This is a genomic window from Shimia sp. MMG029 (assembly GCF_027947445.1).
Taxonomy (GTDB): domain Bacteria; phylum Pseudomonadota; class Alphaproteobacteria; order Rhodobacterales; family Rhodobacteraceae; genus Shimia.
In genome coordinates this window covers 19830-42229 of sequence record NZ_JAQJIM010000009.1, presented here as the reverse complement: position 1 = coordinate 42229, position 22400 = coordinate 19830, and the positions used below count along the sequence as shown (strand labels likewise).

The 22400-nt window shown below is 55.8% G+C and carries 18 protein-coding genes; 9 read left to right on the top strand and 9 right to left on the bottom strand.

Going from position 1 to position 22400, the window contains the following annotated elements:
* Positions 1–4: 4 nt before the first annotated feature.
* The 3 genes from PJL69_RS17730 to PJL69_RS17720 all read left to right on the top strand — a co-directional run bounded on the left by PJL69_RS17730 (position 5) and on the right by PJL69_RS17720 (position 4093).
* Positions 5–1285, top strand: a complete 1281-nt coding sequence (locus PJL69_RS17730) for a Wzz/FepE/Etk N-terminal domain-containing protein (protein ID WP_271310862.1) — start codon at positions 5–7, stop codon at positions 1283–1285.
* A 474-nt stretch (positions 1286–1759) separates the two neighbouring features.
* Complete coding sequence (locus tag PJL69_RS17725) at positions 1760–2425, top strand: sugar transferase (protein ID WP_271310861.1); 666 nt, start codon at positions 1760–1762, stop codon at positions 2423–2425.
* A gap of 189 nt (positions 2426–2614) precedes the next feature.
* Positions 2615–4093, top strand: coding sequence for a hypothetical protein (locus PJL69_RS17720; protein WP_271310860.1), 1479 nt, complete (start codon positions 2615–2617; stop codon positions 4091–4093).
* On the opposite strand, the gene PJL69_RS17715 is transcribed toward PJL69_RS17720, so the two are convergent.
* The gene (locus PJL69_RS17715) at positions 4088–4627 is read right to left on the bottom strand and encodes a serine acetyltransferase (RefSeq protein ID WP_271310859.1); all 540 of its coding nucleotides are present in this window, start codon (positions 4625–4627) and stop codon (positions 4088–4090) included. The two genes, PJL69_RS17720 and PJL69_RS17715, sit on opposite strands and share 6 nt — an antisense overlap.
* A gap of 165 nt (positions 4628–4792) precedes the next feature.
* Here PJL69_RS17715 and PJL69_RS17710 point away from each other — a divergent pair, with 165 nt between their 5' ends.
* Entirely contained in the window at positions 4793–6865 is a 2073-nt protein-coding gene (locus PJL69_RS17710) for an acyltransferase family protein (protein WP_271310858.1), read from the top strand.
* A gap of 100 nt (positions 6866–6965) precedes the next feature.
* On the opposite strand, the gene PJL69_RS17705 is transcribed toward PJL69_RS17710, so the two are convergent.
* The gene (locus tag PJL69_RS17705) at positions 6966–7727 is read right to left on the bottom strand and encodes a WecB/TagA/CpsF family glycosyltransferase (protein ID WP_271310857.1); all 762 of its coding nucleotides are present in this window, start codon (positions 7725–7727) and stop codon (positions 6966–6968) included.
* Positions 7728–7917: 190 nt separating this feature from the next.
* Here PJL69_RS17705 and PJL69_RS17700 point away from each other — a divergent pair, with 190 nt between their 5' ends.
* From PJL69_RS17700 to PJL69_RS17685, 4 genes are read left to right on the top strand one after another with little or no spacing between them, the layout of a single operon-like run.
* Positions 7918–9051 (top strand): Gfo/Idh/MocA family protein, encoded by a 1134-nt coding sequence (locus PJL69_RS17700; RefSeq protein WP_441347508.1) that lies wholly within the window; start codon positions 7918–7920, stop codon positions 9049–9051.
* Positions 9051–10025: an NAD-dependent epimerase/dehydratase family protein gene (locus tag PJL69_RS17695; protein ID WP_271310856.1), complete on the top strand. Its 975-nt coding sequence runs from the start codon at positions 9051–9053 to the stop codon at positions 10023–10025. The genes PJL69_RS17700 and PJL69_RS17695 overlap by 1 nt, the downstream gene beginning before the upstream one ends.
* Positions 10026–10033: 8 nt before the next feature.
* Positions 10034–11254 (top strand): glycosyltransferase family 4 protein, encoded by a 1221-nt coding sequence (locus PJL69_RS17690; protein ID WP_271310855.1) that lies wholly within the window; start codon positions 10034–10036, stop codon positions 11252–11254.
* The gene (locus PJL69_RS17685) at positions 11251–12222 is read left to right on the top strand and encodes a glycosyltransferase (RefSeq protein ID WP_271310854.1); all 972 of its coding nucleotides are present in this window, start codon (positions 11251–11253) and stop codon (positions 12220–12222) included. The genes PJL69_RS17690 and PJL69_RS17685 overlap by 4 nt, the downstream gene beginning before the upstream one ends.
* A gap of 130 nt (positions 12223–12352) precedes the next feature.
* On the opposite strand, the gene PJL69_RS17680 is transcribed toward PJL69_RS17685, so the two are convergent.
* From PJL69_RS17680 to PJL69_RS17660, 5 genes are all read right to left on the bottom strand, one after another.
* Positions 12353–14488 carry a methyl-accepting chemotaxis protein gene (locus tag PJL69_RS17680; RefSeq protein WP_271310853.1) on the bottom strand — a complete coding sequence of 712 codons (2136 nt, stop codon included), beginning with the start codon at positions 14486–14488 and terminating at the stop codon, positions 12353–12355.
* Between the two features lie 275 nt (positions 14489–14763).
* Positions 14764–15516, bottom strand: a complete 753-nt coding sequence (locus PJL69_RS17675) for an iron ABC transporter ATP-binding protein (protein WP_271310852.1) — start codon at positions 15514–15516, stop codon at positions 14764–14766.
* The gene (locus PJL69_RS17670) at positions 15513–16457 is read right to left on the bottom strand and encodes an iron chelate uptake ABC transporter family permease subunit (RefSeq protein ID WP_271310851.1); all 945 of its coding nucleotides are present in this window, start codon (positions 16455–16457) and stop codon (positions 15513–15515) included. The genes PJL69_RS17675 and PJL69_RS17670 overlap by 4 nt, the downstream gene beginning before the upstream one ends.
* On the bottom strand, positions 16447–17409 hold the full coding sequence (locus tag PJL69_RS17665) for an ABC transporter permease (RefSeq protein ID WP_271310850.1): 963 nt from the start codon (positions 17407–17409) through the stop codon (positions 16447–16449). The genes PJL69_RS17670 and PJL69_RS17665 overlap by 11 nt, the downstream gene beginning before the upstream one ends.
* Before the next feature lie 5 nt (positions 17410–17414).
* The gene (locus tag PJL69_RS17660) at positions 17415–18299 is read right to left on the bottom strand and encodes a siderophore ABC transporter substrate-binding protein (protein ID WP_271310849.1); all 885 of its coding nucleotides are present in this window, start codon (positions 18297–18299) and stop codon (positions 17415–17417) included.
* Between the two features lie 286 nt (positions 18300–18585).
* Between PJL69_RS17660 and PJL69_RS17655 the strand changes: the two genes are divergently transcribed.
* Positions 18586–19350: a CpsD/CapB family tyrosine-protein kinase gene (locus PJL69_RS17655; RefSeq protein WP_271310848.1), complete on the top strand. Its 765-nt coding sequence runs from the start codon at positions 18586–18588 to the stop codon at positions 19348–19350.
* On the opposite strand, the gene PJL69_RS17650 is transcribed toward PJL69_RS17655, so the two are convergent.
* Both PJL69_RS17650 and PJL69_RS17645 read right to left on the bottom strand, forming a co-directional pair.
* The gene (locus PJL69_RS17650) at positions 19344–20204 is read right to left on the bottom strand and encodes an extracellular solute-binding protein (RefSeq protein ID WP_271310847.1); all 861 of its coding nucleotides are present in this window, start codon (positions 20202–20204) and stop codon (positions 19344–19346) included. The two genes, PJL69_RS17655 and PJL69_RS17650, sit on opposite strands and share 7 nt — an antisense overlap.
* Positions 20205–20430: 226 nt before the next feature.
* Positions 20431–22287, bottom strand: a complete 1857-nt coding sequence (locus PJL69_RS17645; protein WP_271310846.1) for an ATP-binding protein — start codon at positions 22285–22287, stop codon at positions 20431–20433.
* Between the last annotated feature and the right edge of the window lie 113 nt (positions 22288–22400).

Genomic DNA, 22400 nt, shown 5'->3' with positions numbered 1-22400 from the left:
GGTCATGGGCAAGATACAGTCTGTTGGCGAAATTCTAAGCGCGTTGCGGCGGCGCGCGTTTGTGTTTGCGGTGGTGTTCTCCATTGGTCTGCTGATTGCCTTGACCTATGTGCTCAGCCTCGAGAGCGAATACGAAACATCGGCAACCATCCAGATTGAACAGCCCTCTATTCAGACGGGAAGCACCACTCCCGGCGCGCTGAATGCCGATATGCTGCAAAAGCTGCAGATTGTGGAACAACGCGTTATGGCGCGCGACAACCTGCTGACGATCATTGAGAAATATAACCTGTTTGACGACCCAACGCTTAGCGACTTGCAACGTGTTGCTTTGTTTAGGGAGTCGGCGCGCGTGGACAGGGTGATCGACCCCGAGTTTCTCTGGCGTCAAGACATCAGCCCATCCGCGCTGCTGGTCTATGCACGCATGTCAGACCCTGTTTTGGCAGCAAACGTCGTCAATGAACTCGTCAACAACGTGCTGGAGCAAGAACGCGCGCGACGCACCGCACGCGTGACAGAAACGCTGAGTTTCTTTGATGGTGAAGAGCAACGCATCGGCACCGCCATTGTTGAAATGGAGCAGCAGATCGCTGACTTCAAACGCGACCACGCCGTGCTGCTGCCCGGTGGCGTAGAAGCGCTGCGCACACGTCTGGAAGATCTTGAACAGATCGATCTGGAAATACAGCGCCAAATTCTGGAAAATCAAAGTGCGGCTTCTGGCGGCAATTCGGTGCGGGCGCAGCGGTTGCGGCGCTTGCGCGAAGAAAGCCAGCTGTTCCAGTTGGAAATTGCGGAAATTGAGGCAGCATTGTCTGATACCCCGCGTCTGGAACAGCAATTTGGCAAACTCGAACGGGAGCTGGCCAAACTCGAAGACCAGTACCAAGCGATCATCTCTGGAAAAGCGGGCGCTGAAATGCAGCAAATGCTTGAGGCAAGCCAGAACTCCGAGAGTTTCACCGTTTTGGAAAAGGCGCTCGCGCCGGACTTCCCCGTCGCTCCATCTCGCAAACGCACCTTGGCGATGGGCGCGCTCTTGAGTCTTGCCGTTGCATTGGCGGCGGTTGTGGCGCTGGAGTTGCGCAGCCCGCAAATTCGAACAGCGGCCCAGCTCGAGCAACAACTCGGGCTGCGGGCGGTTGCCGTGATCCCTGCGCTGGAAACCACGTCTCAGCGGCGCTGGCGCACCACGGGCGCCATAGCAAAGTTTGGCACCTTGCTGGTGATGTTCGTCATATTGGCGATTGTCATCCTACAAATGGGGCAGTCCGCGCCCTAATTCGGACACATTTCGGCTACTTGCCACACAGCCAAGCCGAATCACCTCTCCCCAAAGCACTCATTTTGCGTCGGCATTAACCCGCCTATCGAAACAATGCCGCCCGACCACTGCGAACCGTTTCCCGCTCGCGAAATGAAGCTGTCAGACTCGCGCATCGCGTTAACCAAAACCCCGGGCTTTTCGGGCCGAAATCTCCAAAAACACCTTTATTTCAAGGGTTTTCACCAAAACTATACTTAAGTTAAGGTGGATTTCGTGAAAATTGTGTCTAAAGTTTGTCCTTGGGTGGGCGCTTCTTAGGAGAAGCATCGAAAAGACACAAACTGGGGACTACGCTGCAATTCGCCGTTAAGGCTTGGGACAATTTTTTTTGGATTGAACGAAAACAATCGACCTTCAAAGCACATGCTTTGAATGCAGTCTCTTTTTGTGCCTGTCGATGCCCCCAGGTAGGGTGAAGGGACAAAACGCATGGCATATTCTTCGCACGAGAGCTTTTCGCGCGGCTTTGCCGTCGGCGCCACTCAACAGAGCATTTACCAAAGCGGTGTGAAACGCGTGTTTGACCTTGCGATTGTCGCGATCGCTGCGGTGCCTGCAGCGCTGATTGTTTTGGTTCTGGCAATCTTGATTTCGCGCGACGGCAGCACCCCCTTTTATCGGCAAGAGCGGGTTGGGAAACATGGGAAGCGTTTCCATATGATCAAGCTGCGCTCGATGGTGCCCAATGCAGATCAAATGCTGGAAACCCATCTGGCAAATGATGCAGCGGCGCGCGCGGAATGGGACGAAAAGCAAAAGCTGACACATGACCCGCGCATCACACGCTTGGGCCGCTTCATTCGCAAGACATCTCTGGATGAGTTGCCCCAGTTCTTCAACGTGTTTGTCGGAGACATGTCGGTGGTCGGCCCGAGACCAATGATGACCGACCAGACAAAACTCTATCCGGGGACGGCCTACTACCTGATGCGCCCCGGGATAACCGGATTTTGGCAAACATCGGAGCGCAATGAATGCAGCTTTGCTGAACGCGCTTACCATGACACCAAATATGCGCGCAGCATCACGTTTTTGACGGATTTGAAAGTTGTCTTGCGGACAGTGTTTGTCGTGGCGCAAGGCACAGGTGTGTGAACGTCTGACCCTTCTCACATGGGTGCAATCCCGGTATTGAGACAGGAAAGTCGCACACCCGTTTTCCAAAAGATCTGAGGGCAAAACCCCATTCCCAGCGCGGGCATCGCGCTCTAGACTGGGACTGGCATCGCAACCACGCTGGCCGCATAGTCCGTTGGCGGGCGCAAAAGAAGGACACGCCACAGCATGCCAAATGCATTCGCCACATTGATGCTGATGCTGTGGCCCATTGTTATTTGGCGGCTTTTTGTTGCGCTGCCACCAGGACGCGCGCTGATTTGGTCACTGCTGGGGGCCTATCTGCTTTTGCCTCCGCCGCCTGCTGTGTTTGACTTTCCACTGATGCCTGCGCTGGACAAAACCAGCCTGACCAATCTTGCCATTGTGGTGGTCGCGTTTTTGGTCTTGCCGCAGCGGCCCAAACTCCTGCCAGAGAACAAGATTGCGCGCCTTTTGCTCGCGGTGTTTGTGCTGAGCCCGGTCGCCACGGTTATGGGCAATGGAGAGCCATTGGTTTTCACCCAAAGCTATATTCGCGGCCTCTACCTGCAAGACGCTGTGGCACAGCCGATCAACAACTTAATTCTGGTGCTGGGTTTCCTGCTGGCGCGGGCCCTGCTGCAAACGCCAGACGATCAACGCGATGTACTGGTGGCGCTCGTGGTCGCGGCCTTGGCCTACTCTGTACCGATCCTGCTCGAAGTCCGATTGAGCCCCCAACTCAACAACTGGGTGTATGGCTATTTCCAGCATTTGTTTTCGCAGACGATCCGCGGTGGTGGTTATCGCCCGATGGTGTTTCTCTACCACGGTATCTGGCTGGCCTATTTTGTGCTGACGGCATTGTTGGCGGCCCTGACGGTTTGGAAAGCTGCCAATGGGCGTTCCGCATCCAAGTTTCTGATTGCGGCGCTGTATCTCGCCATTGTGCTGGTCCTGTGCAAGACACTTGCAACACTGGTTTATGCATCCTTGGCAGCGGGGGCGATCCTGATGTTGCGTCAAAGAACGCAGGTGCGACTGGCGATCGGACTGGCTGCGATCTTGCTTGCGTACCCGGTTTTGAAGTCTGCGGATGTTGTGCCCAGTGACGCGATTATCGCACAGGCAGAGACGCTCAGTGCGGAGCGCGCCCAGTCGCTCAGCTTTCGCATCGTAAACGAGGACATTCTGTTTGAGAGGGCGATGGCCAAGCCTCTGTTTGGATGGGGCATTTGGGGTCGCAATCACATTCATGACAGCACCACAGGTGAAATCACCACGGTGTCTGATGGGTATTGGATCATCGTGATCGGTGTCTGGGGATGGGTGGGGTATATCGCTCAATTTGGGTTGATCGCGCTGCCAATTTGGCTGATTTTTCGTGAGATGCGTCATGTGGAGCCTACATCCCCTGCCAGTGGCGCGCGCCGCCAACGCGCAATGCCACATCAGAATGAGGCGCTGTCCCCCTTTGTCGGGCCACTTGCGGTGATGCTTGGCTTTAACATGATCGATCTGTTGCCAAATGCGACGCTGACCCCGATCACCTGGCTGATCGCTGGGACGCTGTTTGGATATGCCGAGCGGCTGGCCCAGCAGCGCCGCCACCCAGAGCATCAAACAGCAACTCACACCAGTCCGGCAACTGAGACAGAAGCAGACGCGCCGCGCACAATTTTATGAGCTGGCCTGTGATACATCCTGATCCGCAGGTTGATACCCCGGCTTCATCTTGAGAATACGGGCGGGCACGCCGCCCATGACCGCCCCAGCTGGCACATCGCTGGTGACGACCGCATTGGCCCCGATTTCAGCATCTTTGCCGACAACCAGAGGGCCAATCAGCTTTGCTCCTGCGCCAATATCGACATGCCCCTCAAGCACAACAGCGCCCGCTAAGGTGACCTGATGCATCAACATGCAATTGGGACCAATTTTGGCATCCGAATGCACAATAATGCCGTTGGGATGGGGAAGACACAGCCCCCCCTCTATCTGTGTGTTCAAATGCAGTTCGGATTGCGCGATCACGGACCAGAACCGATGTACAAGCACCCAGTAGCGAGACACCAAACGCGGCCAGCTGCCCCCTTTGGCACGTGCCGCCTGATAGCGGCGAATGGTGCGCAGGAGTTTGGGAGCCGGATCCCAGAATTGTGAAATACGCTCCCGGCTCCAGTCAGGCACCGTTGCTGAAACATGAGTATTGTCTTGCAATACGGTCTCCTCCCGACAGTAAAACGCACGCGCGCGCAATTGAGCGTTTTGTCGCAAAACCTCTTTAATAAAGCAATGTTACTCTAGAGCTCGGCGACCCCCGCCCAAAGGGCACACAGACGAATTCTGTGCGCCAACTCTACTGAAGTAAGGAACTGCGCGCGCATGCCTCGTGCTTATAAACAAGAGTTTTCGGATCAAACAGACAGCGCAAGAATCGCGCCCAGCACGCAAACAGCGGCTGTGTTTGGAGAGCCCGATCATCGCAAAGAGATTGACGGGCTGCGTGCCATCGCGATTTTGGCGGTGATGTTTCATCACTTTGGAGTGCCCGGCTTTGGCGGCGGTTTTGTTGGTGTCGACATCTTCTTTGTGATTTCAGGTTTTTTGATCGGCGGCATGTTGTGGCGTGAACATCAGCACACCGGGCGTGTCGCGTTGGGATCGTTTTTGATGCGCAGGATACGACGGCTTGCCCCCGCCTATTTTGCCATGATCTTTGCCGTTTTGGTGGTCGGCTCCTGGATTTTGCTGCCAAGCGACTTTCACAACACAGCAAAGGGGATTATGGCCGCGACGGTCTTTCTGTCGAATGTGCTGTTTTATGGGCAATCCGGACCTTTCGATGGCGCCGCAGAAGAGCAGATCATGCTGCATACATGGTCGCTCTCTGTGGAAGAGCAGTTTTATGTTTTCCTGCCACTGATCTTTCTGGTTTTTGCACGCAGTGCGCGCGCCATCTATATCACGCTGGCCGCCTGTTTTGCCGTTTCCCTGCTGGGCAGTCTGTTGGTTGTGCCACATGCGCAGGCCGCAGCGTTTTACCTGTTTCCTTTCCGCGCCTGGGAACTGCTTGCAGGGGTTGGTCTGGCCATTCTGCGCATTGAGCGCCCAGACATCCTGCGTGCGCATCAGGCCCTCAGCTGGGTCGGTGTGAGCCTTTTGTTGGTCTCAATCTGCTTTATGGAGGCGAGCGAAACCTTTCCGGGGTGGCAAGTGGTGATGCCTGTGCTCGGCACACTTTTGGTGATCGCGAATGGGCACCAAAAGAACTGGGTCAATCACGTGCTCTCCATGCGGGTGCCGGTGTTGATTGGCCTGATTTCATACTCGCTTTATCTGTGGCATTGGCCGGTTTATGCACTCACCACCTATTTGCAGCAAAGCTATGCTGGACCAGCAGAAACCGCGCTTTGGATGGCCATTTCCTTTGTATTGGCCACCCTGTCCTGGCGGCTGATCGAAGAGCCTGTGCGCAACACCACCCAATTGGCGAATTGGTCGTTGCTCAGTGCCATGGTGGCCGCCTCTGCGCTGGCGGTGAGCTTTTCCTTTGGGATTTATCGCACCGATGGGCTGCCCCAACGCTTCGATGCGCAGGCACGCTTGCACATCGCGGCCGCCGGCGACGTCGCCCAGGATCTTTCACGTTGCCACACAGCCGACACCGGAGCTTTCAAAGGGTTGGAGGTCTGCCCCATAGGTCCGCAAACCCGCGAACACACCCTGATCATCTGGGGAGATGAGCACGCGCGGGCGTATTTGGCCGGTTTGGATCAAGCTGCGCAGGAAACACAACGCAGTGGGCTGGTGATATGGCGTGAGGGTTGCGCGCCGGTGTTTGATATCCGCAAGTCAGAGCGTACCACATCGCAGGCAAATGATGCAGCCTGCGCAGAGGCAAACCAACACATCAAAACCGCGTTGCAATCCCTGCCCTATCTGCGTGACGTTCTATTGATCGGGCGATGGTCCTATTACGCAGACGGCGCGGGGATCGGTCACGATGCCCACAAGAAAATCCGCCTGAGCAGCCCGACCTTTGGCCCAATGACGCAAGACAGACTGTTGGCCACAGCGCTCGCCGCGACGGTGAATGAAATCGCCGTGTTGGACCGCGACGTATTTGTGCTGCGGCAACCGCCCGAGTTTGAGCATTATCGCTCCCCCGATGTTGCGCGGGCCTTGGTGCATGGCAGAGTGCCGCCTCAATTGGCACATCGCATTGGACAGATCAGTGTGACGGATGCCAATCAACGTGCGGCCGGTGCGCAGGCTGCATTGCAAAGAAGCGGTGCACAGATCATCGATACCTGGCAATGGTTTTGTGATCCGTTCCTCTGTGATGCGGTTCAGACAGGGGTTGGACAGTTTTTTGACAACAATCTGGTGACCAATGCTGCGGCTGAGCGCATGCGGGCTGTTTTTTACCCGGTTATGACGCGACATCCCCAGTAAGATCCGCAGTAAACCGCCCCTGAGGGCCACTCAATTCTACTTGTTCGCAGGCTATGTGGTGCCGCCCTATGCGCGGCGAAAACGCCTCACTGCCAAATCTTTATCTTCCTGAGGTGTTGCGCTGTTTGAGTGCGGCAAGAACCAGAACGGGCAAGAAGGTCAGACACCGCAGATACCGCGTGAGCAATCTGGCCGGATTGGAGAGCAGGCGCCACAGCCATTCCAACGCCAACTTACGCACCCAAAGCGGCGCGCGTCTCTGCGTGCCAGCCCAGAAATCCAATCCCGCGCCGATGCTGGCAAAACACATGTGCGGGACAAGCTGGCGCCCGCGCGCAGCGAGACGTTCCTGTTTTGGGGCACCTAATGCCAAAAACACCATCCGCGCGCCAGCGTCGGCTGCTTGCTGTAACACAATCTCTGCGGCGGCACTGTCAGGATCAAAGCCCATGGGCGGGGCAATCGTGGCCACGATATCCACGTGCGGCACCTCTGCTCTGAGCGCATGCGCAGCAGCCGTAAGCGCGCGCTCTGTCCCCCCGATCAACGCCACTGGCACCTGATCGTCTGCCGCCCATTGCATAAGCGGCCGCACAAGATCTGCACCGGGCAGGAGCGCCACCTCTTTGCCCGCAAGACGGGACAGCCAAACAATCGGATTGCCATCCGCGACGACAAAATCCTGCGCCAGATAAGCCTCACAAAAGGCCACATCTTTCTGTAGCTTAACCAGATGATCCAGATTGACCGTTGCCAGAGCAAAGCCGTCGCCAGAGGCAAAACGCCCACGCACCGCTGTGCGCAGCGCGGTGAGCGATGCGATATTCACGGTTATCGGCTGCGTGCGCGTGGAAAACTGCAAAAAATGACCCTTGGACCTTGGATGGGGCACAGCTTAGCACCAAGAAAAATCGACTGTCACAATCACAGGGTTGAATATGCGCCAAGTGGTTCAATTGCGCCACATCTGGAGAAAGCGGCCCCACTGATGTCTGCCAAAGATGCCCATAACCCTATAATCTGTTTGAAGAGTTTACAGGGATAGTTTCGCGATGGTGATGACGAACAGGCGCAGTGTTTCCATTATCGGATGTGGTTTTGTCGCCGATCTCTATATGCGTTCGTTTGCCGCCCATCCCGATATCGCGGTGACACAGGTGTACGACCATGATCCCGCACGGCTGAAGGCTTTTGCCCAGCATTGGAACCTCCACATAGCGGAGAGTCTGGATCGGTTTCTCGGCAATTTGCCCAAAGGCTCTTTGGTGCTCAACCTGACCAATCCTACCGCGCATTTTGAGATTACAGAGACCTGCCTGAAGGCCGGGCATCACGTATATTCGGAAAAACCTCTGGCCATGGAGATGGCGGACGCCATCACCTTGCATGACTTGGCCGCGCGCAACGGTTTGCTGCTGGCCTCTGCGCCCTGCTCTTTCCTGGGGGAAGCGGCGCAAACACTGGCAAAGGCCATCCGTGAAGATGTGGCCGGCGCGGTGCGCCTGATCTATGCCGAACTTGATGATGGCTTCATACCCCAAGCGCCCTATGCGGACTGGAAGAGCGACAGCGGCGCGCCTTGGCCTGCGACTGATGAGTTTTCGGTGGGCTGCACGTTGGAGCATGCAGGGTATTATCTAACATGGCTGATTGCCATGTTTGGCACGGTCCGCCGGGTTGTCGCAGCGTCGGCGGAGTGCCTGCCTGACAAAGGTGTGCAGGGCACGCCAGATTTTTCAACCGCGACACTGTTTTTTGAGAATGGCGTCGTGGCACGGCTGACCTGTTCCATTGTTGCAAGCCACAATCACAGCATTCAGGTGTTTGGTGAAAAGGGCGTGCTGGCGGTTAAACGCGCCTGGGACAATGAGGCCGCTGTGCGCTTTCACAAACGGTTTGTGATGCGGCGGCGGTTGATGGAACATCCGATCGGCAAGCGTGTGCGCCTGAGTGGGGCGTCACATCCCAAAGTGCCGCGCTGGGGCGCAGCGGCCATGAACTTTGCGCTGGGGCCCGCAGAAATGCTGGATGCGCTGGCCGAAGGAAGAGACTGCCGCCTGTCAGCGGATTTTGCCCTGCATTTGAACGAGGTGACGCTGGCGATACAGGCTTCTGGGGCGGAGAATGGCATTCAGGAAATGACGACGCGCTGTGACCCTGTTGCGCCCATGCCCTGGGCGGTTTGATGATGGCGTGTGTGGCGATCACCGGCGCTGCCGGGTTCATTGGGCGCCATTGTGTGGCGCAAGCACGCCGGCAAGACATGCATGTCATTGCCTTTGTCCGGCGATTGGAAAGCGCACTGCCCTCATGGCGCGCAGACCCCAACATCACCTTGGTCGCATTGGACTTGGCGACACAAACCGACACTTTGGCAGAGGCGCTCATTGGGGTTGATGCGCTGATCCACTGCGCAGCAACGCTGTCTGGAGATCAGCGGCGCGACACCTTGGAGGTGAGTGCGCATGTGATAGCGGCCAGTGTCTCTGCCAAAGTGCCACATCTGGTACTTGCAGGCTCTTTAGACGTTTATGATGTGCGCACCCTGCCAGATCATGGAGTTCTGACAGAAGCCTGTCCGTTGGGCACTCAGGGGCGCACAGCATACGCCAAGGCAAAGCAAGCCCAGGAAGATTTGTTTGAAGACGCCGCAAAAACGCATGGGGTTGCGGTGAGCATACTCAGATTGGGCGCGGTCTGGGGACCGGGATGTGCGTTTAACGCGCATGTGGGGCCAGCCTTCAGAACCTTGTTGGTGATGATTGATGGCGGTGGGGTTGTGCCGCTTTGTCGTGTCGAACGCGCCGCTGCCATTTTGCTTTGGGCGGCCCAAAATCGCGCAGGCATTGAAAAAATCAACGTAGTCGATGACGATCTGCCCGACCGACGCCGATTTATACGGGCGCTCAGAGCTGGTGGGTGGCCGAAACGCGTGGTGCGCACGCCACTGTGGCTCTGGCGGGCGATTGCGACACTCTCGCCAAATTCTGAAAAAATCCCCGGCCTTCTGCGCCGTGCCGTGTTGGAAACACGCCATCGCCCTTTGACATATGACAACGCCCGGATGCACAAAGTGCTTGGGGCACCCAAAAGCGTGTCATTTGAAACCGCCATGGCCGCAGATTTCGCGCGCCAAATAGATCAAACCGAGACACCGTGACATCAGCCGTGACATCGCAAGCCGCCCCCATCGCCTATCTGACCGGAGAATACCCACGTGCAACCGATACGTTTATTCAGCGTGAGGTGGCCGCGCTGCGTGCGCAAGGGCAATCGGTGGAGACATGCTCTGTGCAGCGCACGGGCAAAGCGCACCTTGTTGGGGAAGAGCAAAGGGCCGAATCCGAGAGAACGTTTTATGTTCTGTCCGCTGCAAAATCACCAATCACGCTGATCTCTGCTGTTTTTGGCGCCCTGTTTCGCAGCCCAACCCGATTTCTGCGCACCGTTCTGTTGGCGATCAGAACCGCACCGCCCGGCCTGCGCAACCAGATTTATCAGCTGTTTTACTTTCTGGAGGCGGCGGTGCTGGCCACACATCTGCGCAAACGCGGTGTACGGCATTTGCACAATCACATTGCAAAATCGTCCTGTTCTGTGGCGATGCTGACATCAGAGCTGTCGGGGATTCCCTTCAGTTTCACGCTCCATGGTCCTGACATTTTCTTTGCACCAGACCACTGGCGGCTGGACGCAAAAATCGCGCGCGCACGCTTTGTTGCCTGCATCAGCCAGTTTTGTCGATCCCAAGCCATGGCTTTCAGCCATCCAAAACACTGGAACAAACTGCATATCATCCACTGTGGGGTAGACCCTGAGCGCTATGCACCAGGCGGCGGCGCATCGGGAAAGCAGCTGCTGTTTGTCGGGCGGCTGGCACCGGTCAAAGGATTGCCGATTTTGCTGCGCAGCCTTGAGCAGCTTGTGCAAACGCATCCTGATGTGCATCTCAATGTGATTGGTGACGGACCCGGACGGAAAGCGCTACAATCGCAAGTCTCATCTGCGGGGCTATTACATCATGTCTCCTTTGTTGGCTACAAGTCCCAAACCGAGGTGGCTGAGGCTCTGGCAAGGGCGGATATGCTGGTGCTGCCCAGCTTTGCTGAGGGCGTGCCAGTCGTGCTGATGGAAGCAATGGCCGCGCAGCGCCCTGTGGTGGCGACGCATATTGCCGGGATCCCGGAACTGGTGAGCGACGGCGTGTCCGGATTGCTTGTGTCTCCGGGAGATGTGAGCGCCTTGGCCACCGCAATTGATGAGGTCCTGAGCGATCCTGAGCGCGCCCGATCCATGGGGATTGCGGGGCGGGCCAAAGTGGAAGCGGCATTTGACATCCACAAAGAGGCCGCGCGTCTGGGTGCGCTGCTTCGGGACGGGCTAGAATGAGCGCAACCACTGCAATTGTCATCGGGCGCAATGAGGGCGCGCGTTTGGTTGACTGTTTAACGTCTTTGGCCACACAGGGTGTCGAGATCGTCTATGTCGATAGCGGCAGCGCGGACACCTCTGTCGCCGAAGCACGCGCCGCTGGTGCGTTGGTTGTGGAACTTGATGACGGCTTACCATTTACCGCAGCGCGCGCGCGACAGGCTGGTTTTGATGCATTGGCCGAAACCGAAGATCTGCCTGAGTTTGTGCAATTTGTAGATGGGGATTGCATGGTTGCCCCCGCTTGGATTTCCGCTGGCGAAGCTGCGTTAAAAGCCGACGACACGCTCGGACTGGTCACAGGATGGCGGGCTGAACTTTACCCAGAGCGTAGCGTTTACAACGCATTATGTGACTTTGAATGGCACAGGCCTGCGGGCGAGATCACGGTCTGCGGCGGCGACATGCTGGTGCGCAGCGCAGCCTTTGCGCAGGCGGGGGGCTTTGATCCGACAGTGATCGCCGGCGAGGACGAAGAATTCTGTCTTAGACTTGGTAAGGCGGGTTGGAAATTGCGCCGCCTGCCAGAAGAAATGACGCGCCACGATGCTGCAATGCTGACGTTTTCACAATGGTGGCAACGCGCGGTACGCGGTGGCCACGCTTATGCGCAGGTGGGCTGGATGCACCCGCCTTACGCTTTGCGCGAACAGGCGCGGGCACTGGTTTATGGCGCGCTCATGCCAATGTTGGCTGTCTGGGGACTGGCGGCCAATCGTTGGGCCTTTGTTCTGGTGCTTGCCCTTTACACTGCCAGCTATATTCGCACGAAAAACGGGCTCGTCTCCGCAGGATTGCCGTATTGGGAAGCTTGGCGACATTCACGGCTGATTACCCTGTCAAAGATCCCCAACACATTGGGAATATTTATGTTTCACTGGCGGCGCCTGATGAAACGCAATATGCGCATCATTGAATATAAGTGACGCCGCCCTGTGGGTTAGGGTGTAACCCCATCGCAATTTGCGTGTGCAACTGGATCGCTTTCTCGCGGCCTCTGCCATTCGGCCGAACGCGAGAAGCGATCCGATTGTCTCATATAAAACGCAAACGGCTTTAGGCAACCATAGCGACTGCGTGTGAGGCGCTTTCCTCACCTTCAGCAGAAGAGTGTGCCTGATCAAAGAGTTTGAATTGGCCGACGAGCTGCTCCAGCTCATCTGCTTCCTCCTTGAGTGTGTGGCAAGTGGAATTCGCGTTTTGCGCCATCGTCGCGTTTTGCTGCGTCACCTGGTCAAGCTGCGCCACACCGGCGTTGAGTTCGCCCAGACCCGTTGCCTGATCGTTGGAGCCAACGGCCATTTCCGAGACCAGCTCTGAGATGTGCCCCACGCGATCCACGATGCTGTCCAGCGCAGTGCCCGTGCGATTTACCAGCTCAACGCCATTGCCTACGTGGCCTGCACTTTCGCTGATCAATGATTTGATTTCTGTCGCCGCCTCAGACGATTTTTGCGCAAGCGCCCGCACTTCGGAGGCAACCACCGCAAACCCGCTGCCAGCCTCGCCCGCACGCGCGGCCTCAACACCGGCGTTCAGGGCCAGAAGATTTGTCTGAAACGCGATGTCGTCAATCACACCGATGTTCTGGGCAATCTGACTGGAAGACATGGAGATTTCGGACATAGCGTCAATTGCTTGCTTGACCACGGCACCGCTTTCCGTTGCCTCTGTGCGGGCGCGAACGGTTGTGTCCTGCACCCCGCGCGCACCCTCTGCTGCGGCCTGAACACTGGATGTCAGCTCTTCCAGGGCTGCGGAGGTCTCTTCCAGCGTGGCCGCTTGGCTTTCGCTGCGACGCGAGAGCTCAATGGACGCATCCGTGATTTCAGTGGCAGCCAGACGAATGCTGGAGGTATTTTCGACGACGCTGGAGAGCGTTTCATTGAGTTTCGCCATGGCGCCATCGAAATCTTCGCGCAGCGTCTCATATTCTTCTGGGAACTCCCCGCAGAATTGGTAGGTGAGATTTCCTTCTGCAAGACACTCAAGTCCGGCCGAAATCTCGGCCACCACTTTGTCTTGCTGAACTTTCAAGCGCTCTTGCTCTGCCTGGAGTTTGGCTGTTGCGGCCTGCATTTTCAGTGTGTCTTGCTTGAACAGATCAAACGCACGGGCCATCTCGCTCAATTCATCTCGTCCCGTGGTGCCAGTGATCTCGATCTCATAGTTGCCTTTGTCAAAGGCGTGGATCACCGAGATCAGGTATTTGATACGCGCGATTACTTTTTCAAAGGACAGCGCGGCAAAGGCCAGAACCGCAATCGTCACAAAGGCACCGATCCAAATCAGGTTGCGCAGCGTGTCCTGCGCTTCTGCCTCAATCTGGGCTGTGAGCGCTTCGACTTCAGTGACAAATTCCACTTCTTTTGCGCGCAATAAATCAATCCAGTTAGAAGAAATCTGGAACCACTGCGCAGTTGAAATGGGGGTCGCCCGCGGAGAGCCAAAGCCAGCAATGATTTGGTTGCGCGCTGTGTGCAGAGCTTTGTACTCTGGGCTCTGCATAATCGACTTTTCCCAACTCGCTGCGTACAAATCCCCAGCCGTTTCATGAAGCAATGCCATCTGTGCGCCGCCAAGCGCCACAAAACGCGTTTGGACAGGCTGCGTGAAACCACTGCTCAATCCGGTTACGCCCATCGCGCGCTCCTGACTGGCGCTTTCTTTGGCGGATCCGATAAGCGCACGCGCATGCAGCACAACCTGAAGTCGCCCATCTTTGGTGTCCGCAACAATCGGTCGGGCCAGCTCGATCAGAAGATTGATGACGCCTGTGTAGTAGGCTTTCATCTCTTTGACGGACGCGGGTACGCCATCGACAGTGGAACGCATGTCCTGCAATTGTGAGAGACGACTGTTGGCCTCAGCCATGAGTTCAGGCATCAAGATCTGCAGCATTTCCAGCTCTTGCGTTAGCGCCGAGAGAGCCTGTGTTGTATGTCGGCGCTGAGACGCCAATTCATCTTCAAAGGCGCGTCCGCGCGACGCTATGAAACCAGCAGAAAACCCACGCTCTTTTTGCAACTCGTGTACCAGATCGTCAATCAAAACGCCTTCATGTGTCACAACAGCGATGTCATGCGCTTTTGCAAGTACGGAACGTTGGTGAGCGATATCTTGAAATTTGAGGTAAGCGGCGTACGCAAATAGCGGGCCAATTACCAACAGCATTACGAGTCTTAGTTTCATCGCGAGGTCCTCACCGATTGGGTAGTCTTATTAAGTGCTGGACATTGACTTCACAGAAGCTGCGATTTCCTTAACGTCAGGCCGAAAAACTCTTTTTTGGATAAGTACTTACAGCAAATTATCCCAAGGGTTGCAGATTTAAAAATGCAACGTAAAAATCGGTTGGAATTGCTACCATAGATGGATTTCAAATCAGGAAAAACAGCCGAATCGCAATGAGGTTTCGCGCAAAGCAGTGAACATGCACGAATTACTGGCCTTATGTGCCAGTTTCCCTATGGCATTACAAATGGCTTACCTTCTATCAACGCAACGTGGGCGTCTGTATCAAACACATCCGTCAACAACGCCTGTGTGACCAAGTCTACCGGTTTGCCTTCGCATGCGATTTGACCTTGTTTCATCACAACCAGATGGTCCGCATATTGGGCTGCAAAGTTGATATCATGCACCACAATCACGATCGTTTTGCCACTGTTGTCTGCAAGATCACGTAGCAAAATCATCAAGGCTCTGGCCGCTGAGATATCCAGATTGTTGAGCGGCTCATCCAGAAGCAGGTAGTCGGTATCCTGCGCATAGGTCATGGCGACATGCGCCTTGTGGCGCTGACCACCGGAAAGCGTATCTAAGAAGCGGTTTTGCAACGGTGTCAGACCAAAAGCCTCTAGAGCTTCCGCGACTTTGTTGTGATCCTCAGACCGAAGACGACCCTGACTGTGAGGGTATCGGCCAAAGGCGACCATATCACGCACCGTCAGACGGGTGGCGAAGTGCACCTGCTGCGGCAGGATCGCAAGACGCCGCGCCAGAGCGGAGCTGTCACAGTTGCCGACTTCCAGATCATCCACAGAGATCTTTCCCGTCTGGATTGGCAGCAAACGGGCGACATGCGACAGCAAGGTGGATTTGCCAGCACCATTGGGCCCAATCAGTGCTGTCATCCCGCCTTTGGGCAAGGTCACAGTGACATCCTGCAAAATGCATGCGGTGCCGACTTCATAACTGAGGTTCTCAATGGAGATCATGTCCGCGCCTTTCGCAGCAAGAGCACAAGGAAAACAAAGCCGCCGACAAAGTCGACCACAACAGAGAGCGGCGTGGCCAGATCGAAAACGCGTTCGAGCAGGGTCTGGCCTCCGACCAAAACGATGCCTGCAATCAGCGCGGCCAGAGGGATCAAGGTGGCGTGGCGTTCGTTGGGGGACACAAGCCGTGCAAGACTGACAACCAACAGCCCAAGAAATGCCACCGGGCCAACCAGTGCCGTAGAGACCGCCACCAAGAGTGCGATCAGGATGAGGATCTGCGTTTGACGTTTGCTGACCGCTTCCCCGAGGTTGGTGGCGATGTCAAAGCCAAGCGCCAGTACATCCAACCGGCGACGGAGGTGCCAACACCACGCGATAGCCGCGACTGACAGAACAAGGCTCATCCATAGCAGGTTCACATCAATGTAGTTGAAGCGCGCGTAGCTTTTGACCTGGATGGTCACGAACTCATTGGGATCAATCATGCGGACGCCAAATGCTGTGAGCGAGCGGAAGAGCACGCCGAAGATGATCCCTGTCAGAACCATGCGCATCAGATCGGCCCTGTGCTGGCCGAGCAACGTCCCAAACAGCGCCAGCGCAGCGGCGATCAACACCACCACAGTGACAAGGAACACCACTTCGGGCGGCAACTGGTTGAAGCCAACACTGCCAAGAAAGAACACGGACAGCGTCAGGATCAACGTGTAGAGCGCGTCGAATCCCATGATAGAAGGCGTCAGCAGATTATTGCGGGCAATGGTTTGAAACAGCAGCGTTGACGTGGAAATCGCGGCGCCGACGAGCAACAGCGCGACAAGTTTGCGCCCGCGGAACCACAGAACGAACTCCCAGCTGCCGCGCGCCTCCAGTGTCATGAACAACACGGCACAGACCAGCAGAAGCGCGACGGATATCCAGATGGCTTTAGTGCGCATGCTTTGGCCCACGGTAGAGCAGCCACAGGAAGGCAAAAGCACCAAGCACACCCAAGATCGTGCCAACCGGAATTTCAAACGGATAGCGCAGCACACGCCCCAGAATATCGGACAACAGCACCAATGCCCCGCCCGCCAGAGCGGTCACTGGCAGGGTGGCGCGCAGATTGTCGCCAAACCAGCGGCTGACAATATTGGGCACGATCAGGCCCACAAAGGGGATTGCCCCAACCGTGACAACCGTAAGCGCCGACACAATCGAGATCACCAGAAGCCCGAGGATCATCACTTGATTGTAGTTCAAACCGAGGTTGATGCTGGCATCTCGCCCCAGACCGACAATCGCGATCTGGTCGGCAATCAAATAGGTCAGACCTGCCGCCAATGCGCCGATCCACAAGAGCTCATAGCGCCCGCGCATCACGCCGGAGAAATCCCCGCTGAGCCAGGTTTCAATGAATTGTAGCATATCCGCCTGATAGGCGAAAAACGTGACCGCTGCGCCCAGAATACCGCCATAAACCATGCCCACCAGCGGCACGAGCAGGGGCTGTGTTGGCGGCAGACGACGTGCGATCAGAAGAAAGCCAAGGCTGGCAAGCAAAGCTGTGGAGGACGCCAGAACCATTTTAAGAAAGATCGATAGGGTTGGCGCAAATACTGTGACCAGCAGAATGCCCAGCGCCGCGCCCTGACCTGTCCCAACCGTCATCGGTTCCACAAATCGGTTGCGCACCAGCATTTGCAAAATCAATCCGCAGATGGACAGGCTTGCACCCGCAATCAGCGGCGCTGCGGTGCGGGGAAACCGGCTGTCGATAAGCAACGTCAGTGCAGACGGATCGCGCAGCACATCCAGCGGGGTGAGATCAATCACCCCCACAAACAACGAAACAGCGGCCAGAACCAATGTTCCAGCCGCTGCTCCGGCTATTGCTGCGCGATTGTTCACAGAGCTTATCCGGCGTTCATCGCATTCAGGAAAAGATCCAATGTGCGGTTCATCGATTGAATGCCGCCGCCTGCAACATAGACATCCGCGGCATTCAGATAGACCACTTTGCCGTTCTTCCAGGCGTTGGTCTGTGCAACCAGCGCGTTGTCCAGCGTTGCGGCGGCCGCATCGCCCGGGCGCCCAATGGCGGCCAGACGGTCAATCACAATCAGGATGTCCGGGTTGGCGTCTTTGATAAACTCGAAAGAAACCGCTTCCCCATGTGTAGCCTGCTCGACGTCTGCCACCGCTTCGGGAAGCCCCAGCGCTTTGTGGATCCAACCAAAACGACCAGCAGATCCATAAGCGGAAATCTTAGGCCCATTGGTCAACAGCACAAGCGCGGTGCCTTGATCCGCAACAGCCGCTTTTGTGGCTGCCAGTTTCGCCTCAAAATCCGCTTTCAGCGCCGCCGCTTCCTCTTGTTTGCCGTAGAGTTCGCCATAAGCCTCCAAGCGGGCCAGACCTTCGCCGACCGTGTCTTTCCAGATGGTCATGTCAATGACTTGGCCAAAATCCGTCAGCGCCTGCCCCTGACTGGAGGAGCGGCCGCCAACAATGATAAGATCAGGTTGCAGCGCATTGACCGCTTCAAAGTCTGGCTCAAAGATATTGCCGATGGTTTCAGCGGATGCGCTAACCTCAGAGAGGTAATCTACGAAAAGCTTCTCCGGCGCACCGGCAACCGGCACTTCCAAGGCGGTGAGCGTATCAATCGCGGCGATATCAAACACAGCGATCTTCGCTGGTACATTCTCAACCGTGACTTTCCCGCCCGCTGTTTCAATCTCTGCTGCCTGAACGACAGAGGCAGACAAAGCCAGAGCCGCAACAAATGCTCTCAACATGTGATACTCCTGATATCTACGCTGCTTGGCTTTGATTGGCTGGGCAGTTTGTGTTTGATTATCTATGCTTGAGGTCCATGTCCAGTGTATCAGACTAAAACCATAAGGAACCGATTTCTCCCTCGGGAAGAAGTGACATGGCGACAAATCTCAGACCAATAAAGGCTGCACAGAGCCTTTCAGGTAGATCCTATGCGAAAGAGACGCCCAATCTCCGCAATGCCGCCTTTCTTTTGACCGGTTTGGATTGATAAATTCTTTGCCAAACAGACGGTACAATTGCGCCATGAAACACGAGCACACCAAAATCGAAGCGAACTGCGAGCCCGCGGACACCCTGCCTGCATTGCAGGATCCAGAGGTGTTCTGGAACAACCTCAGCGTGGCCGCGGTGGACGATGCTGTTTTGGCGCAAAACCATATCATCAGTGCATCACGCAGCCACCCGGCCCATGCCGCATTTGACATGCTGCGCACACGCATGCTGCAGGCACTCAACGAACATGGCTGGAGTCGCGTGGCGGTCACGGCGCCGACGCGTGGTTGCGGAAGCAGTTTTGTCTCCGCCAATCTGGCATTCGCCTTGGCACGTCTGAACTCGGTGCGGACAGTTTTGCTGGATTTAGACCTCCGCGCCCCCAGTCTGGACAAAACACTGGGGCTGACCGCCCACGACACAATGGCGGACTATTTAAGCGGCGTGATCGCACCCGAGAACTTTCTGGTGAAAGCCGCGCCCAATCTGGCTTTGGCGCTGAACGATCGCCCGGAAGAAAACTCTGCGGAGTTGTTTCAAACAGAAATGATCACCTCTGTGTTGGAAGAGCTGGAAGAGACGCTCTGCGCGGATGTGATGCTGTTTGATATGCCACCGGCCTTGGAGTTTGACGATGTTCTCGGCTTTTTGCCCAATGTGGATGCTGTCCTGTTGGTGGCAGGCGGCGGTGTGTCAACGGCCGAGGAATTGGAGAAGGTCGAACGGATCTTTTCAGGCGTCAAACCAATACTCGGCGTCCTTCTGAACAAAGCCGAAGGGCCCACCGCTTACTGATATCGACCGATCTGCAGCCGCCGCCATCTTGTGTCGAGATCGTGTTTCTGCGCTCCGGTGAGCGGCTCTAGCATAAAGAGCCTCTGCATTTGATTGGTTGGGAAGATTTCCGCCTTCAGCATGTGTTGCATCGGCGACAGCGCGACGTCTTCGCCGAAAGGTGACATCGACGCAAAGGAATGCGCGGCCAGACGTTCAAAGACATCTTCTGACAAAACGAACGACAACAGCTTTTGGCGATGGGGGGATGGTTCTCTTGTCCGAGGAGCGACCAACACGTTTGACCACATGATTGCCCCCTCTTTGGGAAGCACATAGGTGTATTGCTCCCCAAAGCCCTCTATTTTAGGCGCCACCCCAGGCACACTCCAAACAAGGGCGATACAGACCTCGCCGTTCCTGAGTTTGCTGTAGTGCAGATCACTGATGCTGCTGACATATGGCATAACTTGCGAAAGGGTCCCGAAAGCCGCATCCAAAGCTTCCTCCGAAAACCGATTGGGATCTTTGCCCAGATAACTCAATGTCAGCGCAAGAACCTCTTGCGAGGAGTTTACAATCGAGATGCCGCAATCGGCGAGCGCCGCCGCATTCTTTGGATCAAACAACAACGACCAACTGTCTAGCGCCGCATCTGGAAGGCGTGCGCGCACTGCTGGCACATCAATGATCATCCCTGTCGATCCCCAAAGATAGGGCACAACATAATCGGACACATCGGGCAACACTGCGTCGAACACACCCAAACGAAGTGTCGGGGCGACCTCCTCCAGCGCCGCAACTTGGGTCTTCACAGGCCGAAGTGTGTTGTTCGCCAACAATCGCGGAACGACTTCGATCGGCAATACCGCCAAGTCGTAGGGCCGTCTTTAAGCGCAAGACGGGCTTCGGCTTCATCGGCAGCCATGAAGCTGTCTACAATCAGATCCTCTCCGTAGACCTCAGTATATCTGTCAAAAACATCCTGCGGGACGCTGCCGCGCCAAGAATAAAGCGTTGCAGGCACATCCTCTGACAGTGCTGGCAAAGGCAGCAATAGGCCAACTATCAGCAGCGAGGCCCAGCGTATCCCCAACAATCTCACGCGCTTAAGCCGCTAGGCAGATCATTCGGATCTAAGTCGTCTGCGTCTTCTGTTGTCCAATGCCGCATCAACTCTGTCAGGAGGGCTTCGCGATTGATTGGTTTGTGCAAATACCCACTCATTCCTACGGTGGTTATTGCCTCCTCATGCTCGCCTCGTGTGTTTGCTGAGAGCCCAACGATTGGCAGAGTTGCGGAGCTGGGTATGGATGCATCCATGCGGATGGCACGTGTGGCCTGCAAACCATCCATGACGGGCATGCGCACATCCATCAAGATCAGGTCGGGGGCCCACGATCTCGCCATGTTCACAGCTTCAAGCCCGTTGCTTGCAAGTTGCACATCGCACCCAAGTTTCTGGAGCAGCTTTTGTGCCACCATTTGATTGACTTTGTTATCATCGGCCACAAGCACACGTTTATCAAATGTGTTGGTAAATTGCGTTTTGGACGCCTGTTTGCGCGCCAAGGCTTTTGCAACGGGGAAGACCAAGGAAAACTCAGACCCTTCATCCACAACGCTGCTCACTTGCACATGACCATTCATCGTTTCCGTCAAGTGCTTTACAATGGCCAACCCAAGCCCTGTGCCCCCAAAGCGAGTTGTTGTGGAGGCATCTGCCTGTTCAAACTGATCAAAAATGCGTTTCAGAGAATCCGGGGAAATGCCAATACCCTCATCTCTTACGGACAGACGCACAAATCTTGGTGCGCCTTCGGGTCCCGGCACATCCTCAAGTCGCACAGAAACAGTCCCGTTTTCCGTAAACTTGACCGCATTGCCGACCAGATTGCTCAAAATTTGCCGAACGGCCCCTTGAGCTCCGTGCAGGTACCACCCAGCCTCTGAATGTGCCGACTCCACGTTCAAACGCACGTTCCGGCGCACTGCCTGACCGGAAAAAAGTTCTGTTGTCTCCCGACATACCATTTCCAGATCAAAATCGACAAACTCAAGAGAGGTTTTGCCGGCCTCTAGTTTTGCAAGGTCTAAGATGTCATTGATCATCTGCAACAGGTTGTTGCCGCTGCTCGAAATCATCCCCAGCATGCGCCGTTGGTCGGGATCCAGCTTTGTGTCGGATAACACATCTGCCAATCCCAACACACCGTTCAACGGCGTTCGGATCTCGTGGCTCATTGTCGCCAGAAACATCGTTTTTGCCTCAGAAGCGGCTTCGGCAGCCCGCTGACTGCGTTCAATATCGCGCTGAGCATTCAACACATATTGTTCCATGGGGAGGTGCGCAAAGAGGGCGGCAAACACCACCCCACAGAGAGACACCAGCAACGCGGCCGCGCCATAAATGACTTGGCGATCTGCAATAACCTCCGCCGCTTCCAGTTCATATTGCCGGATGCGATCAAAGAATGGCATCAATCGGTATGCCAAGTCTGATGCAAGATTGGCCGCTGTGTGTGTTGCTTCGTCGGCTTCAGCCGGATCGACCACGATTTCAGCCAAAGAGATGACTTCAGAAAGTTCCTGCAGCGGGTTGAACGTTGCCTGCCGCAGAATATCCTGGGCCGCTGGAGAGAACGCGTTCACTCCTTTTTCGTCAGATAGCGCGGTGTGGGCTTCGTTGGCCGCAACCACCGCCTGCCGGATTTGGCTTTCGAACGCGCTAACGCGATAGACATTGTCCGCATCCTCAATCTGATGCAGCGCAATTGCCATTTCAGACAAAGACAAAAGGATCGTATCAATACAGGTCGTATTGCGCGTTTGGGTTGCAACCGCCTCGCGGCCGGCCAACACGATCCACATGGCGGCAATGGATGCGACCAGCAAAATGCTCAGCGCAACCCCACTTCGTAGGCGCAAAATTCGCTTTGTCGTGCGCAGTCGAGCCATGTTTGGATCAGCAATAAGTTGATTTGTTCACTGCCTTGTGAGTGGCACTGAGTGGTTAAAGAACCCTTAACCAATAATCCAAAAGCTTATTTTCAGACTGATTTTTGCATTCT